Source organism: Chryseobacterium glaciei (assembly GCF_001648155.1).
GTDB lineage: Bacteria > Bacteroidota > Bacteroidia > Flavobacteriales > Weeksellaceae > Chryseobacterium > Chryseobacterium glaciei.
The window spans coordinates 2,329,281-2,344,678 of sequence record NZ_CP015199.1; the positions used below are offsets into that span (position 1 = coordinate 2,329,281).

11 protein-coding genes are annotated in these 15,398 nt (G+C 33.1%); all 11 read left to right on the plus strand.

Annotated features, from left to right (window positions below):
* Nucleotides 1-74: 74 nt before the first annotated feature.
* The 11 genes from A0O34_RS10450 (at nt 75) to serS (ending at nt 15,377) form a co-directional block, all read left to right on the plus strand.
* Nucleotides 75-860, plus strand: coding sequence for a (Fe-S)-binding protein (locus tag A0O34_RS10450; protein WP_066754394.1), 786 nt, complete (start codon nt 75-77; stop codon nt 858-860).
* Between the two features lie 265 nt (nt 861-1,125).
* Complete coding sequence (locus A0O34_RS10455) at nt 1,126-1,935, plus strand: hypothetical protein (RefSeq protein ID WP_066754396.1); 810 nt, start codon at nt 1,126-1,128, stop codon at nt 1,933-1,935.
* A 14-nt stretch (nt 1,936-1,949) separates the two neighbouring features.
* Complete coding sequence (locus A0O34_RS10460) at nt 1,950-2,417, plus strand: T9SS type A sorting domain-containing protein (RefSeq protein WP_066754398.1); 468 nt, start codon at nt 1,950-1,952, stop codon at nt 2,415-2,417.
* Nucleotides 2,418-2,447: 30 nt separating this feature from the next.
* Complete coding sequence (locus A0O34_RS10465) at nt 2,448-8,957, plus strand: RHS repeat-associated core domain-containing protein (RefSeq protein ID WP_162271026.1); 6,510 nt, start codon at nt 2,448-2,450, stop codon at nt 8,955-8,957.
* Nucleotides 8,958-8,966: 9 nt separating this feature from the next.
* A complete protein-coding gene (locus A0O34_RS10470; RefSeq protein ID WP_066754401.1) occupies nt 8,967-9,494 on the plus strand; it encodes a hypothetical protein in 528 nt (175 codons plus the stop codon).
* A 246-nt stretch (nt 9,495-9,740) separates the two neighbouring features.
* Nucleotides 9,741-10,559 (plus strand): FkbM family methyltransferase, encoded by an 819-nt coding sequence (locus A0O34_RS10475; protein ID WP_066754403.1) that lies wholly within the window; start codon nt 9,741-9,743, stop codon nt 10,557-10,559.
* Nucleotides 10,560-10,638: 79 nt separating this feature from the next.
* Nucleotides 10,639-11,127: a hypothetical protein gene (locus tag A0O34_RS10480; protein ID WP_066754405.1), complete on the plus strand. Its 489-nt coding sequence runs from the start codon at nt 10,639-10,641 to the stop codon at nt 11,125-11,127.
* A gap of 6 nt (nt 11,128-11,133) precedes the next feature.
* Nucleotides 11,134-12,270, plus strand: a complete 1,137-nt coding sequence (locus A0O34_RS10485; RefSeq protein WP_066754406.1) for a glycosyltransferase — start codon at nt 11,134-11,136, stop codon at nt 12,268-12,270.
* Nucleotides 12,267-13,511, plus strand: a complete 1,245-nt coding sequence (locus A0O34_RS10490) for an oligosaccharide flippase family protein (protein WP_066754408.1) — start codon at nt 12,267-12,269, stop codon at nt 13,509-13,511. Before A0O34_RS10485 ends, A0O34_RS10490 begins: the two co-directional genes overlap by 4 nt.
* A gap of 27 nt (nt 13,512-13,538) precedes the next feature.
* A complete protein-coding gene (locus A0O34_RS10495; RefSeq protein WP_066754409.1) occupies nt 13,539-14,042 on the plus strand; it encodes a hypothetical protein in 504 nt (167 codons plus the stop codon).
* Nucleotides 14,043-14,108: 66 nt separating this feature from the next.
* Nucleotides 14,109-15,377 carry a serine--tRNA ligase gene (gene serS, locus A0O34_RS10500; RefSeq protein ID WP_066754411.1) on the plus strand — a complete coding sequence of 423 codons (1,269 nt, stop codon included), beginning with the start codon at nt 14,109-14,111 and terminating at the stop codon, nt 15,375-15,377.
* Nucleotides 15,378-15,398 lie beyond the last annotated feature (21 nt).

Sequence of the window (15,398 nt, forward strand, 5' to 3'; positions counted from 1 at the left end):
TTCAGATCAACAATTAATTGAGCTTGAAAATTTTAAATACACTTTACATTAATATAAAATACATTTTACAATAAATGGATTTACATATAAAAACAATGGCAGAATACGCTGCCGAAGGAAAATCACCCGAAGTTTTATTTTGGGTTGGCTGTGCAGGAAGTTTTGACGACCGTGCCAAAAAAATTACGAAAGCATTTTGCAAAATACTTAATAAAATAGGCGTTGAGTTTGCTGTTCTCGGACAAGAAGAAAGCTGTACCGGAGATCCTGCAAAACGTGCCGGAAACGAATTCGTTTTCCAGATGATGGCTTTGACGAATATTGAAGTTCTGAACGCGTACGATGTTAAAAAAATCGTAACAGCTTGCCCTCACTGTTTTAATATACTTAAAAATGAATATCCAAGTTTAGGAGGAAATTTTGAAGTGATACATCACACTCAATTCCTTAGAAAACTAATGGAAGAGGGGAGATTGAAAATTGAAGGTGGAGCTTTTAGAGGAAAAAAAATTACTTTCCACGATCCTTGTTATTTAGGAAGAGCAAATGGTGAGTATGAAGCTCCAAGAATGTTGCTTGAGAAGTTAGATGCCGAGCTTGTAGAAATGAAGCGATGCAAGACTAATGGTCTTTGCTGTGGAGCAGGAGGTGCACAGATGTTTAAAGAGCCTGAAAAGGGCGAAAAGGACATCAATATAGAAAGAACAGAGGAAGCTCTAGCTTTGGAGCCTAAAGTAATTGCAACAGGTTGTCCATTCTGTAACACAATGATGACGGATGGAGTGAAGCACTTTAACAAGAATGAAGAAGTTGTTGTGAAAGATATTGTTGAGCTTTTGGCTGAAGCAGAAGATTTATAAGAAAATAATTATTTTAAATAGTATTAAAACTCAGGAGCGATCTTGAGTTTTTTGTTTTTAATTCAAAATGGAGTACTTTATTAATAATATGAAGGTGTATGTGAAATTTTTTTATTGATTTTTTTTTAAAAATGGATTTTATTTTTTATTGATGCCTTGCTTATATAGAATAACGTGTAACATATTGAACTAAAATATTTTAAAAATAATTCCTCAATTGTGGAAAATAATATTAGCTTTGCAAAAATATTTAAAAAACACAATTATGAAAAAATCATTACTGATTGCGGGTATTCTATTATCCACTCTTACATTTTCACAAACTTGGAATACTGCAGGAAACTCAGGGACTTCTTCTACAAATAATTTTGTAGGAACAACAGATAATCAATCCCTAATTCTCAAAGCTAATAATTCAGAAGGTTTGCGTGTATTACCTGATGGTAATGTAAGGATTGGAGGAAATATTGACCCTGTAACAACTAATACTTCTACGTTAAGGGTTTATAGAGACTTTATCCCAACTATTGAACTCGCTAATCCATTTGGACGTTTTGAAATTTCAAAATCGGCTTGTAATGGTTGTGCTGCTTCTGGTGCTATACCAGGTGATACTGTTTTAAGAAATCTAGGTGCTAGTCATAATATAATACTTTCTATTCCAGATAATGCTAATGACGGTGCTTCTTTTATTGGTATTAATGATGGATCACATGGTACATGGATTAAATTCTTCAATAATGCAACAGCAAAATTTGATGGTAAAATAACAGCAAAAGAAGTTGAAGTTAAAGCCAATGTTTGGGCAGATTATGTATTCAAAAAAGATTATAAGCTTAATTCTCTAGAAGAAGTAGAAAAGCATATTAAGGAAAAAGGGCATTTGCCAAATATTCCATCTGCTGATGAAGTTACGAAAAATGGGCTTAATTTGGGTGAAATGGATGCCAAACTTCTTGAGAAAATTGAAGAACTTACTCTTTATTCAATTGAACAGGATAAGCAGATAAAATCTCAATCCGAAGAAATTAAAGAATTAAAAAAACTGGTTCAACAATTTCTTTCTACAAAATAACACAAATACTAAAAATGAAAACAAAATTACTTTCTATAATTTCATTGTTTATAGGCTTTTTAGGTTTTTCTCAAACCGAAGTTTATTTTAAATATGATGAAGCAGGAAACCAACGATATAGAGGACCGAATGTTAATGGTAAAAATACTGAAGAGTCAAAAAAAGCAGAATCTAAAGTAGTACCTTTGGTTCAGCCTCAAACAAGAATTGATGAAAAAGCCTTCTTGAAGCAGATTAGGTTATACCCTGTTCCTGTCAATGATTTCCTTACAATAGATTGGACTGAAGAAGTAGATAGTTTAATTGAATCTGTTTCTCTTTACCAACATAGTACGGTTCACTGGAAATTCCAACAACAAAATATTCCGAGTCTTAACAGACAGTTGAAGATCAACATGTCTGGCTATGAGTGGGGTGTTTACGTTGTACGCTTTACTTTAAAAGACGGAAGAATTTTCAGTAAAAACATTACAAAACGATAATAGTTAACCATGAAATTTTACGACACAAAAATGAAATTCATTTTATCAATTATACTGTCCTTATGTTCTGTACTAGGCTTTTCACAGACCATACTCTACCAGACAGAAAACACTTCCCGAACAGTTCAAGATCCTCAGACGGTAATCCTTACTGAAGGTTTTCATGCTAAATCGGATGTTTCCAATCCATTTATTGCCAAAATTGGGCCTTCAACAGGAAATCCGGGTGGCGGACCTGTTGATTCCGGTGCTGGTGCAGGTAATCCATCTGGAACAACTGCTCCACCTGGACAAAGCTTTCATGATACTGCAGGAAACATTGAAGTTAACGGGGGTGGTCAATTACAGTTCACTTTAGCAATTACCTTACCCCCAGGTGTGAAAAATATTGCACCTAATATGAACCTAACTTATACGAGTAATTCAGGGAATGGAGCTATGGGGTATGGTTGGTCGATATCTGGAGTAACTGCCATATCAAGAATGGGAAAAACTATTGAAAGAGATGGAGAGCAAATAGGTGTTAAACTAGATAATTCTGATTATTACACATTCAATGGACAAAGATTGATCCTAAAATCAGGAGAATACGGGAAAAATGGAGCCGAATATGTTACCGAAAAGTATTCTAATATAAAAATTAAATCCTTTGGAGCAATCACTGCACAACCCTGGCAGGGTCCTGAATATTGGATAGTTACTTTTGAAGATGGATCACAGGCTTGGTATGGAGACCCGCCAGCAACTTCTTATAATGCTTCGACAACGCCTTTAGAATATAATATTTCAAAGTGGAAAGATGCACAAGGAAATTATATATTATATGATTACATGCAAGGCCAGGGAAATTCACAAAATCTAGCTACAATCGATAGAATTAGATGGGGAGGGAATGAAAATTTAAATACTAGTCCAGTTAATATAATTATTTTTAATTATGTTCCCAATACTTTATCCGAATCATATTATATAGCTGGAGTTCCTTTCGTTCAGGATAGGATACTTGATAATGTAATTGTTGCTAAGAATAACGATATATTTAAGAAATATACTATTGAATATGGATCTAACAGTACAAACTATCAATTTGTAAATAAGATTACTGAAAGTAACAGCCAGGGAGCTTCTGCAAATTCTATAAAATTTGAATATCCTCAGGCTACACCAATATCTATTGAATATAATTATATACAAAGTGCTGATCCATTTAGTGGTGTAAAACTTACTGGTGACTTTAATGGCGATTCTTATATTGACTTTGTAATGGATAATGGTACCATAAAACTTGGTGCATTCAACAATGATACTTTTACAACGTTTACTACTAATAAGGTTTTTGCAAGCAATGCAAAGGTAGTTAATACTTTATTAGATGAAGAGGGTGAGGTTTATAATGGTAACGGCGTTGTTGAATATAAAGACGGTAAAGTTTTAGGCTATATTTATAGAAATAATACCTTTGTAAAAGTATTCGAGAGAAATATGTTGCTGGGTTCCTCTGATGACATGATCACTTTAGAAGTAGGTGATTTAGATGGTGATGGTATATCTGATCTTTTTATTGATGATGGAGATCAAGGTGCATTTAATACAAAAGTTGTCGTTGATCTTAAATATCCAAGTACAGGATTTTATTACATTCTTCCGCTAACCGATGAAAATTCATATACAGATCAGAAATATATGGATATTGACGGAGATGGAAAGGTAGAAGTCATTAATGTTCAAGGGTCTCAATATACTGTTTTTGAATTTGTAAAATACAGCTCTAATCAGTATCTGAAGAAAATACGGTTTTCAGGTAGCCTAATGGAAACTAAAGACTCAGAATTCCCTGTATTATTCGGTGATTTCAATGGAGATGGAAAATTAGATTTTACGATTCCTGTTACGGATAATGCTATAGGTAAGCCAGATAATTGGAGATTCTATATAGGAACGGGTAAAGGATTTAATAATTTTCTTAAAACTGAATTTTTTACATATAGAAAACCTAAAACAACACCTGGTAATGGTTATACTATATCAGCACAGCAATACTTTTTTTCCATTGCTGACATGAATAAAGATGGGAAATCAGATATAGTACAAATTTTCTCATATAATCAAGTTAATAATTTTAGTGCACAAGGGTATAGAGATTTCGGCTATGTAGTAAGTACTAAATTGGCAAATGGAGCGGGATCTGGTGGTACATTAAATTTTGCTGCAACACCATCATTTGTAAGTCCTACTTATCAGGTACAGAATATTGATGACTTAACATTATTTGCTCCCCTTACCAGTCCAATCAAAGCAAATAATAATTATTATAATGTCTTTTTATACTGGAAGCAATATTTGCATAGATTAAAAGCTCCTACACCGATTGCTGAATTGGCAAGAATAAAATCTATTAATCAAGGAAATGATAGAGTAATTACTGATATATCTTATGCAGAAGCTACTCCGGAAAGTAATAATATTTATAATAAGACGAAGAAAGAATTTTATCCTTATTTTTCTAGTGAGAGAGCCAATCAAACATTTCTAGTTTCTCAGTTAAGACAAGCTGGAAGAAAGCAAGATTTCAGATATAGAGGCTTTACAGGTAATTTACATGGTAAAGGAATGATAGGCTTTAATCAGGTCGCGCGTTCATCGTTTTATGCAGATGGCTTTGAAAATACTAAAATTTGGTCAGGATTAGAAATTGATATTGAAAATGAAGGTGTTCCTGTCAAGGAATGGTCAATCAGAACAAATAATGAAAATCAAATCTTCCCACCTGATATTTCTGAAAACAATACACAATTATTAAGTTTTAAGTCAACTTTATACCAAACGGATAAACTAATTAATGGTCAGGTAGTAACAAATGTTGCAAATGCAGATAAGCCAAAAGTTGTAATAGCACGTGTTCCCCAAACCATAACAGAGAAAGATTTTTTAACTGGAACAAATTCAGTTAGCGAAATCACCTATGGAAATTATTATCTTCCTTCACATAGTTTAACAAATATTAATAATGGTTATTCTATAACGACCTCAGAATTTGAATATGTTCATAATCCTTCTGCAGATGGAGCAGATTATTATATAGGTAGACCAACATCTAAGACAGACGTTTCAAAGGCCTACGGAGATGTTAAATTTGCTAAAGAAGAGTATTCTTATGAAAATAATCTCTTGAAAACTATTATAAAGTGGAATAGAGATAATTCAGAAAATACTATAGAAACTAATGGTTACGATGATTTTGGAAATGTTATTAAAAAAGAAATTAGGAACAGTTTAGATTCTCAAGTTCAGACCGTAAGTACAGAGTATGATTCTCAAGGATTCTTTGTATTAAAGCAAGTAGATAATCTTGGTTTAGAAACCGAATTTACTTATAATGGCTTTGGTCAAGTACTAACTCAAACAACACCGCTAGGTAATATTCAGACAAATACTTATGACGACTGGGGGAAACTTCTGAAATCTAAAAACAATTTAACCGGAACAACAACATATCAGTATGATAGAAATAGTAATTTTAATATAACAGTTACGCAATATGATTCTGATGGTGATGTAACGAAGAAATTTACTAATAAATTAGGGCAAAAATATAAAGTCTCTACGAAGGCTTTTGGACAGGGGCAGTTTGTTTCAAAGGATTTCCAGTATGATGCTCTAGGAAGAACTATAAAAGAAAGTGAACCTTATTTTGAGGGACAAAATGCTTCTCAATGGAATACCTCTACTTATGATGATTCTGTATTCCCTACAAAAGTGTCTGTTGTTGCGTTTAATGGAAAACAAGTAGAAACATCTGTTACAGGTTTAACAACAATTGTAAAGCAACCCAATAATTATAATAAAATAACATCAAAAACAGCTGATGCTTTAGGCAATATTGTTTCATCAACTGATCAAGGAGGAATGATACAGTTCTCTTATAATGCAGCGGGAGAGCAGATAGAAGCTAAGTATGCTGGAAATATTGTTAAAACCCAATATGATGCCTGGGGAAGAAAATCAGAATTTAATGATCCTTCGAATGGTGTTTATAAATACGAATATGATGGTTTTGGGCAGTCCAAAAAGATCTTCAGTCCAAAAGGAACTAAAGAATATAAATACAATGCTTTAGGTCAGCTTATTACGCAAAGCGAAGTGTCTACAGTTGACGGAGGGCAGGCTACCAATAAAACAATAAACTACACCTATGATGATAAAGGCAGGGTTGTTTCAAAGTCAGGAACATCCAAAGGAAAAGCCTACAGTTCAAACGTAGTTTACGATCCGCAGGGCAGAGTGTTATCTTCATCAGAAAGTAGTAATGGAAAATATTTTATAAAAAAAGGCATTACCTATGACGATAAAGGAAAAATAGTTTCATATGAAAAGCAATTGTATTCTTCCGGAACTCTTACAAATGTTCAAATAGAAAATGTGTATAGTTCGTGGGATGGACAATTGTATCAGGTTAAAGATAAGGTAACTGGAAAGGTACTGTGGGAATTACAAGGAACCAATGCCAGAGGACAGGTTGTAAATGCAAAGCTTGGTATGTCTATTATAAATAATGATTATAATAATGATACAGGATTGTTACGAGAGATCAAGCATACTACTTCTCCTTCACAAACTATTCTTAATATTAAGTATACATTTGATGCCGTTAAGAATGAATTGAAACTCAGAACGACTTTAGGAGATTTCAATCTCATTGAATCATTCGATTATGACGACAACAATCGTTTGGTAAGCTGGACAAATCCAAGGACAGGACAAGTCTCTTCCAATACCTATGATGTTAAAGGTAGAATTATAGAAAATGATCAGGTAGGAGCTATTAAGTTTGATAACTCTTCGAAGATTTATCAGGCAACAGGAATGACTTTGAATGCGGCAGGAACACAGAATTATAATAATGACTTAATTCAAAGCATTACATACAATGAAAACAATGATCCTGTATTTATTGATGGGGAAAAAGGAGATGTTGCCTTCCAATATGGCTTAACAAATATGAGACAGAGAGTTACCTATGGAGGTAATTTTGGAGCCGATAATGATGGGAAGTTTACCAAGTTTTACAATGAGGATGGAAGTTTTGAAATATCAAAAGATAATACTACAGGTAAGGAAAAACATATTATTTATATAGGTGGAACACCATATGAAAGTAATATTATATATTTGAAAAACTTTGATGAGAGCAGTGGTTCTTTTAAATTTTTGCATAAAGATTATTTAGGAAGTATTCTGGCGATAAGTGATGAAACAGGAAACAAGCTGGAACAAAGACATTTTGATGCCTGGGGTAACTTTACTCATCTTAAGATAGGAGGCGGAGCAATTATTACCGATAAAAATACTATTGATAATACTTCATTATTAGTAGATCGAGGATATACAAGTCACGAGCATTTTGCGGAGATTGGAATCATCCATATGAATGGTAGATTATATGATCCGTTGTTGAGAAGATTCTTAAATGCAGATGAGAATATTCAGGATATTTTTAATACACAGATTTATAATAAGTATGGGTATGTAACGAATAACCCTCTGATGTATACGGATCCTGATGGAGAATTCGCTTGGATAATTATTGGGGCGGTTGCAGGAGCTTGGATAACAGGCGCAAAAGCTAACGGAACCTGGAATCCTATGAAATGGAACTGGGGGAATACTTGGGGTAAGATTGTAATGGGAGCCGCAATAGGTGCGGTTACTGGAGGTATTGGTTCTGCTGTAGGAGTATCTGCCCTTGCTGCTATTCCCGCTTCATGGGGGATTTCTGGAGGAATTCTGGGAGGAGCTATTTCTGGTGCTGCTGGAGGTGCTGTAGCTGGAGCCCTTAATGGTTTTACTACTGCTGTAATGTTTGGGGAGAATGTATTAGAGGGTACTTTGATGGGAGCGGGATCTGGTTTTGTGGCAGGAGGTGTTTTGGGAGGTGTTTTGGGAGGAGCACAACAAGCAATAAACAATGCTAAAGGAATTGGTACACCAGGAACTATTTTAAAAGGTGCTCCTATTGCTGAAGGAAGAAGTGCTTGGACGCTAAATAATGTTTCAAAAACTACCACAACTGGAGCAACTCCGAAAGGAAGCTTAACTAATACTGTTATTGTAGGAGAAGCATCTGGAGATTTTGAAGTTGGGAAGAGTCTTGCCACTGAAGTTCCAGGGGAGGCAATTTATAAAGCAGATACCAATCTTGCTAAGGTGCCTCAAGAAGAAATACTAGTACGCCATCACACCTCGTATAAAAACCTAAAATTAATTAAGAAAAGTGGATTTCTTAACGCTTCTAGAGCTGAGCCATTTGGGGTGGATGTAGAAGTAGCTCCTTTTGTAAATCCAACTAAAGCTGATTTAAGCCAATGGGGTAGAGGATCATATATTGAATTTTATGCTCCTAAAAGTCAGTTAGGAGTACCTCCTGGTTATTTAAAAGGTGGTAATGGAAATCCGGGAAGGATATTCACTGATGGGTTAAAGCCTTTTGACTTAAAAGGGACTGATCCAAAATTTGTAAGATGGAATTGGTTAGGATTTTAAATAAAAAAAATGAAAAATATTAAAATAAAATATAATCAGTTATTATTTTTATACGCTTATTTAAGATTAATAGATCTGTCATTAGACAGAAGCAAATGGACTACTTGGAAAGAGTTTCAAGATTATTTTAAAAATATTCCCGCACCTTCGTCCGTAGCCCAATATCTTATATACAATTTTCAATTACCAGAAACAGATTATAAAAACTTTAGTTTTTCTTCTGAAGAAAAGCTATGGACTAATAGATTAAGAACAGTCTTTTTTAAAACTTTATATTTTAGGAAGAATGATATTCTTTATTGTTGTAAACTTTTGTATGATTTTGATAGTTTGCTTAATTCTGATAATGAAACGTATCACTTAGATATTGAAAAGTTAAGATTAAATATTGCTAAATACTATTCAAGAGTTCTAGGAAGAATGATCCTGTGGAAAGATTTGGATAAACTTATGATAATTGAACATTTTTTTCAGAATGAGAATTTTGATCACTTGAACTTAAATGATGTTATTCCAGATGATTTTTACAATATATAATTTGTAGGATTTTATAAAAAGAAGCTGACCAGCTCTTCTATAAAAATAAATCCCCGCTGCCCCCCGCTGCGCAAAGTCTGTGACTTTGAGTGATAAAAAAGAACCGTTACGATATAGTAGCGGTTCTTTACATATCATAATTAAAATACAGTTGAAGATTTAAGAAAATGCGAATCAACAAAAGAAATCCTTGAGTTTTTTGTTTTTAATTCAAAATTGTATCTTGCAAGAACATAGAAAACCAATATGAGAAGTATTCTGGCTTCATTTTTTAGATTTATTTTAAGCTTTAATTTTTTCAGGCAGAAATATTTTGCATTTCATAAATATATTTTTAAGCCTTATCATCTTTTTCGAAATGTAAAAAAGACAATCGTTTATAGAAACTCTATCAAACTCAATATCAATCTTGATGATTGGATTCAACAACAGATTTACTTCTTGGGAGAGTATGAAAAAGATGAAATTGATTATTTATATAAAACTTTAAAGGAAGGCGATACTTTTATTGACATTGGAGGAAATATTGGCTTGTTTTCACTTAATGCATCTAAAATTGTTAAAGAAAAAGGCAAAATTTATTCATTTGAAGCTTTTCTACCGAATTATGAGCAGTTTAAAAATCATATTAAAATAAATGATTTTAAAAATATTACACTAGAGCATCTCGCAATTTCTGATCAAAAAGGTTTTATTGAGATTCTTTACAACGAAACCTATGATAATGTTGGTATGGCATCTTCTTACCTTCAGGAATATACTTCAAAAGAAAAAGTTGAGAGTATTAGCTTGGATGATTATATAAAAGAAAAGGGAATTTCGCATATTGATCTAATTAAAATAGACATCGAAGGTGCCGAATATTCAGCTTTAAAAGGAATGGAAAAGGTATTAACCGACATCCAACCAAAAATCATAATAGAAATAAACAATATCGCCCTCAAAGCCTCCAACCGCAGCGAGAAAGAATTAATCCAATTACTCACCGAAAAAGGCTACACCAAAACAAAAGTACTCAGCCAAAATGAAAATTCTTATAATGCTGTTTTCGAGTTTATTCAATAATCCAGATAGATCGCAATAAGTCACAATTCTTAGTATTTGAAGAAAAAATCGTAATTTTATACTTTAAAAATCATCTAAAATGAAGATTGAAGAATCAAGTATCGTAGAAGCTAACGACTATAGAGTTATTATATATCCGGCATCAAGAGCTTTCACAACGAAAGAAGCAAAGACAGTTACTGAAAAATTGTATGATTTTCTGGCAACTTGGGCTGCACACGGAAAACCGCTTTCATCATCTTTTAAGATCGAGAAAAATCAGTTTATCGTGGTTTGTGTGGATGAGGAGAAAGAAATGGCTTCCGGATGTAGTATCGATGCACTAGGTAAGATCATGAGAGAGATCGATGAAGAATATCAATTAGGTTTATTCGACAGAATGAAGGCGAGTTTCGTAGAAAATGGCGAAATTAAAACCTTAAAATTGATCGATTTTAAAACAAAATTGAGAAACGGAGAATTATCAAGAGACATCGAGGTTTTTGATTTTTCAAAAAACACATATCTTGATTTCCTAGGTCATTTTCTTTTGCCAATTGATAAAAGCTGGGCTGCTTCTATAAAATAATTTCTCTTGAAAATACTTTTTATTTCCTCATGGTTCCCAAACAAACTGGAGCCTACTAACGGTAATTTTGTGCAGCGTCATGCGGAAGCTGCTGCATTGTTACATGATGTGGAAATATTACATACAATCGGAGATTTCAACCAAAAAGAAGAGTTTATTTTTGATGATAAAATAATAAATGGCATCAGAACATTGATTATTTATTACAAAAACTCCAACAATCCGGCTCTGAATTTCTTCAGGCGAATGAAAGCCTACAAAATGGGATTTGCCAAGATGCAAAAGCCAGATTTGGTTCATGCCAGCGTTCTTCATAACAATATGCTGTTTGCTGTGTATTTGAAGAAAAAATATAAAATTCCATTTGTGGTTACAGAGCATTGGACGGCTTTACAGGAGCAAAACCTTGACAAAACTTCTAATAATATTAAACGAATTGCAAAGTATATCGCTAAAAATGCGGGTTATATTTTGCCCGTAAGTTATAATTTAAAAGACAGTTTAAAACAATTAGGAATTACAACTCCAATGAAAGTGATTTCAAATGTTGTTGATACCGAACTTTTTACTCTTACGCATAAAGCCGAACAATCTGAAATTAAATTTCTTCACGTATCAAGCTTAATTCCACGTAAAAGACCAAAAGATATCATTAATACTATTCATTTGTTACATCAAAACGGATTTCAGGTGAGTTTGGAAATCGGTGGCGATGGTGAAACTGAATCTTTGATCAATTTGGTTAAAGATTTGAATGCTGAAAATTATATAAAAGTTTTTGACGCAATTACTTATGGTGAAGTTGCCGAAAAAATGCAGAACTCAGATTATTTCATCTTATTTAGCGAAAACGAAACTCAAGGCTGTGTAATTTTGGAGTCTTACGCTTGCGGAAAACCTGTGATCTCAACAAAAGTTGGAGGTGCTGCCGAATTTATCATTGATGGTTTAGGAATCGGAATTGAAAAAAACAATACAGATCAACTTTACAGCGTTTTAGAAAAAATCTGCAAGAAGGAATATTTTTTTAAAAATGAAACTGAGATCAGACAATTCTCTGTAAACGGTTACTCAAGAGAGTCTATAGCGAATCAATTTACTGAAATTTATAATGAAGTTATTGCTAAAAACAAGCTGTCGTGAAAAGTCTGAAAGATTTTTTAAGAAGTTTTTTTAATAATAGCGGGCATTATGTTTTCTTATCTTTCCTCATAGCCAAGATCTGTGGATTTATCGGTTCTTTATTGATTATCAGACTGCTTCCCGAAAATGAATTCGGAGTATTAAGTATCGTTCTTTCGGTTTTAACTATTTTTTTACCGTTTACAGGTTTTGGAAGCGGTCAGAGTTTAATGAGATTCGGTTCTATTTCTTCTGATGAAAATGAAAAACTTAAAATATCATCCTATTTTTTTTTCAAAGGAATTTTATTTGAAATTATATTAATTATCCTGTTTTTAGGAGCTTCAATATTTTATTTCAATAAATATGAAGATATTTTCATCATTTTTATTTTTTGCGCAATAAGACTTGGAGGATATTATTTTGTCAATCATATTCAGGCTTTTTATAGAATTACAGGAAAAAATCAAACCTTTGCTAGAATTAATAATGTAGTAAATATTGGAGGATTAATCTTACTATTTATCTGCACTTATTTCTTTAAATTCTACGGATATCTTATTGCAATTGCGATTACACCTTATTTAGCCTTATTCTGGCTTAAAAAAGATATTTATTTATCCCGAAAATTTATCCCGAAAAATTATAAAGAAATGTGGCGTTACGGTGCATTTACCGCTGCAACCTCACTTATTTCAGAGACGTTGTTTTCTTTAGACATTCTATTGCTCGGATTTTTAATGAATGAAACTGCCGTTGCCAATTACAGAGTGGCGATTTTAATACCTTCCAATATTACATTTTTAGCGGTAAGCTTTTTACAGAGCGATTTTCCGATACTTTCAAAGAATTATAGGAATAAGAAATTTCTCAGCTCATATGTTGTCAATTTTCATAAAATATTTTTACCGATCTGTGCAGGAATATTTATTTTCTTTTTCTTTTTTGATGAATATATTCTACAGTTTTTTTTCGGGAAGACTTATGTTGAAAATGGAACTTTATTAATGATTTTATTGATCGGTTTTAATGTTGGGATGTTGACCAGAAACCTTTACGGAAATTTACTACCCGCAGTAGGAAAAATCGAGATCAATACGTGGATTAGCGTAGCTTCACTTCTTATTTTATACGGAGTATCCTCTTTTTTAATTCCGACGTACGGAGTTGTTGGGATGGGAATTGCGATGACTTCTACGTTACTTATTTCAGGATTTTCTTACATGGTATTTTTCTTATTATACCTGCGAAAACTTTCTTAATTACAAATCTTTATTATCTTTGTTGGAATGAAAAATGTTATTTTCGGAATATTGATCGTATTTTTTGCACTTCTAAGCTGTAGAGGTGGTGAAGATGATATTCAAAAAATAGATCAGATATTTAATCTTTATATTAAAAATTCAGCAGGAAAGGATCTACTTAATAGTAAACTGGACAGTACTTTTGTATCAGTTTCCATGAACGATGTTTTTGGAACGACAGATAATGCTCCGGTTACATTTTCGATGCAGAAAACTACGGATACTGTTAATTATATCGAGTATATTGCTGGCGCTAAAAGAATAACTCTAGATTCCGTAAGTCCGGAAAACAGAACATATCATTCGAAAATTGCATTGGCTTTACGACTGTCTGTAAACAAAGTAGTCACTGATACAATCAATGATACCCTGGAAATTGAGTATAAATATACTCCAACCGTATTCGAGGTCTCGAAAGTATATTACAATAACGAACTGAAGTTTACAAAACAACCAAATGTTCCAAACGTAGTTACGATCATAAAATAATTTTTAAATTTGCACAACTGTTAGATAATTTATGTCTAACATTCTAATAACTAACATCTAAATACAATGTTACAAGTCAATTTTTTGCGCGACAATAAAGAACGCGTTTTAGAAGGTCTGAAAAAAAGGCAATTCAAAAATCTTGAGTTGGTAGATGATGCTATTGCTACTGACGACGAAAGAAAAAAAATCCAATTTGAATTAGATTCTCAACTTTCAGAAATCAACAAGATCTCCAAAGAGATTGGATTGCTGATGAAAGAAGGTAAAAAAGAAGAAGCAGAATCTGCAAAATCTAAAACAGCACAATACAAAGAGTCGAGCTCAGAATTGAAATCTCAGTTAGAAGTTAAAGAAAAAGCTTTATTAGATATTTTATACCAGATTCCGAACATTCCATATGAATTGGTAAAAAGCGGAGCGTCTGCAGATGATAACGAAATTGTTTATCAGTCTCATGATGTTGAAGGTCTTGGTGAAGGAGCAATTCCTCACTGGGAATTAGCTAAAAAATATAATTTGATTGATTTTGAATTAGGAGTTAAAATTGCCGGTGCCGGTTTCCCTGTTTATTTAGGAAAAGGGGCAAGATTGCAGAGAGCTTTGGTTCAATATTTCTTAGATAAAAATGTTGAGAAGGGATATATGGAAGTAAATCCTCCTCACGTTGTAAATGAAGCTTCAGGATACGGAACAGGTCAGTTGCCGGATAAGGAAGGGCAGATGTATTATATTCAGGCAGATGATTTATATTTAATTCCAACAGCGGAAGTTCCGGTTACGAATTTATACCGTGATGTTTTGTTGGAGGAAAAAGATCTTCCGATTAAAAATACTGCGTTTTCTCAATGTTACAGAAGAGAAGCGGGAAGTTATGGAGCTCACGTAAGAGGTCTGAACCGTCTTCACCAATTCGAAAAAGTAGAAATTGTAAGACTTGAAAAACCTGAAAATTCTTACGCTGTTTTGGAAGAAATGGTTGAGCATATCAAAGAAATCTTAACGGATCTTGAACTTCCTTACAGAGTTTTGAGACTTTGTGGTGGAGATACAGGCTTTGCGTCTGCAATGACATACGATTTTGAAGTTTGGAGTGCTGCTCAGGAAATGTGGTTAGAAGTAAGTTCAGTTTCTAATTTTGAAACGTTCCAGGCGAATCGTTTGAAATGCCGTTACAAAACGGATGGTAAATCTCAATTAGTTCATACTTTAAATGGTTCTGCAATGGCTTTACCAAGAATTATGGCTGCTTTGCTTGAGAATAATCAAACTGAAGAAGGTATTAAGCTTCCTAAAAAGGTTGCTGAATATGCGAGATTTGATGTAATTAATTAAGCTGAAAAAAAGTTTAAACTA

Excerpts from the sequence above, each read along its gene's own strand:
- A0O34_RS10450 (WP_066754394.1), top strand. The coding sequence starts at position 75 with ATGGATTTACATATAAAAACAATGGCAGAATACGCTGCCGAAGGAAAA.
- A0O34_RS10455 (WP_066754396.1), top strand. The coding sequence starts at position 1,126 with ATGAAAAAATCATTACTGATTGCGGGTATTCTATTATCCACTCTTACA.
- A0O34_RS10460 (WP_066754398.1), top strand. The coding sequence starts at position 1,950 with ATGAAAACAAAATTACTTTCTATAATTTCATTGTTTATAGGCTTTTTA.
- A0O34_RS10465 (WP_162271026.1), top strand. The coding sequence starts at position 2,448 with ATGAAATTCATTTTATCAATTATACTGTCCTTATGTTCTGTACTAGGC.
- A0O34_RS10470 (WP_066754401.1), top strand. The coding sequence starts at position 8,967 with ATGAAAAATATTAAAATAAAATATAATCAGTTATTATTTTTATACGCT.
- A0O34_RS10475 (WP_066754403.1), top strand. The coding sequence starts at position 9,741 with ATGAGAAGTATTCTGGCTTCATTTTTTAGATTTATTTTAAGCTTTAAT.
- A0O34_RS10480 (WP_066754405.1), top strand. The coding sequence starts at position 10,639 with ATGAAGATTGAAGAATCAAGTATCGTAGAAGCTAACGACTATAGAGTT.
- A0O34_RS10495 (WP_066754409.1), top strand. The coding sequence starts at position 13,539 with ATGAAAAATGTTATTTTCGGAATATTGATCGTATTTTTTGCACTTCTA.
- serS (WP_066754411.1), top strand. The coding sequence starts at position 14,109 with ATGTTACAAGTCAATTTTTTGCGCGACAATAAAGAACGCGTTTTAGAA.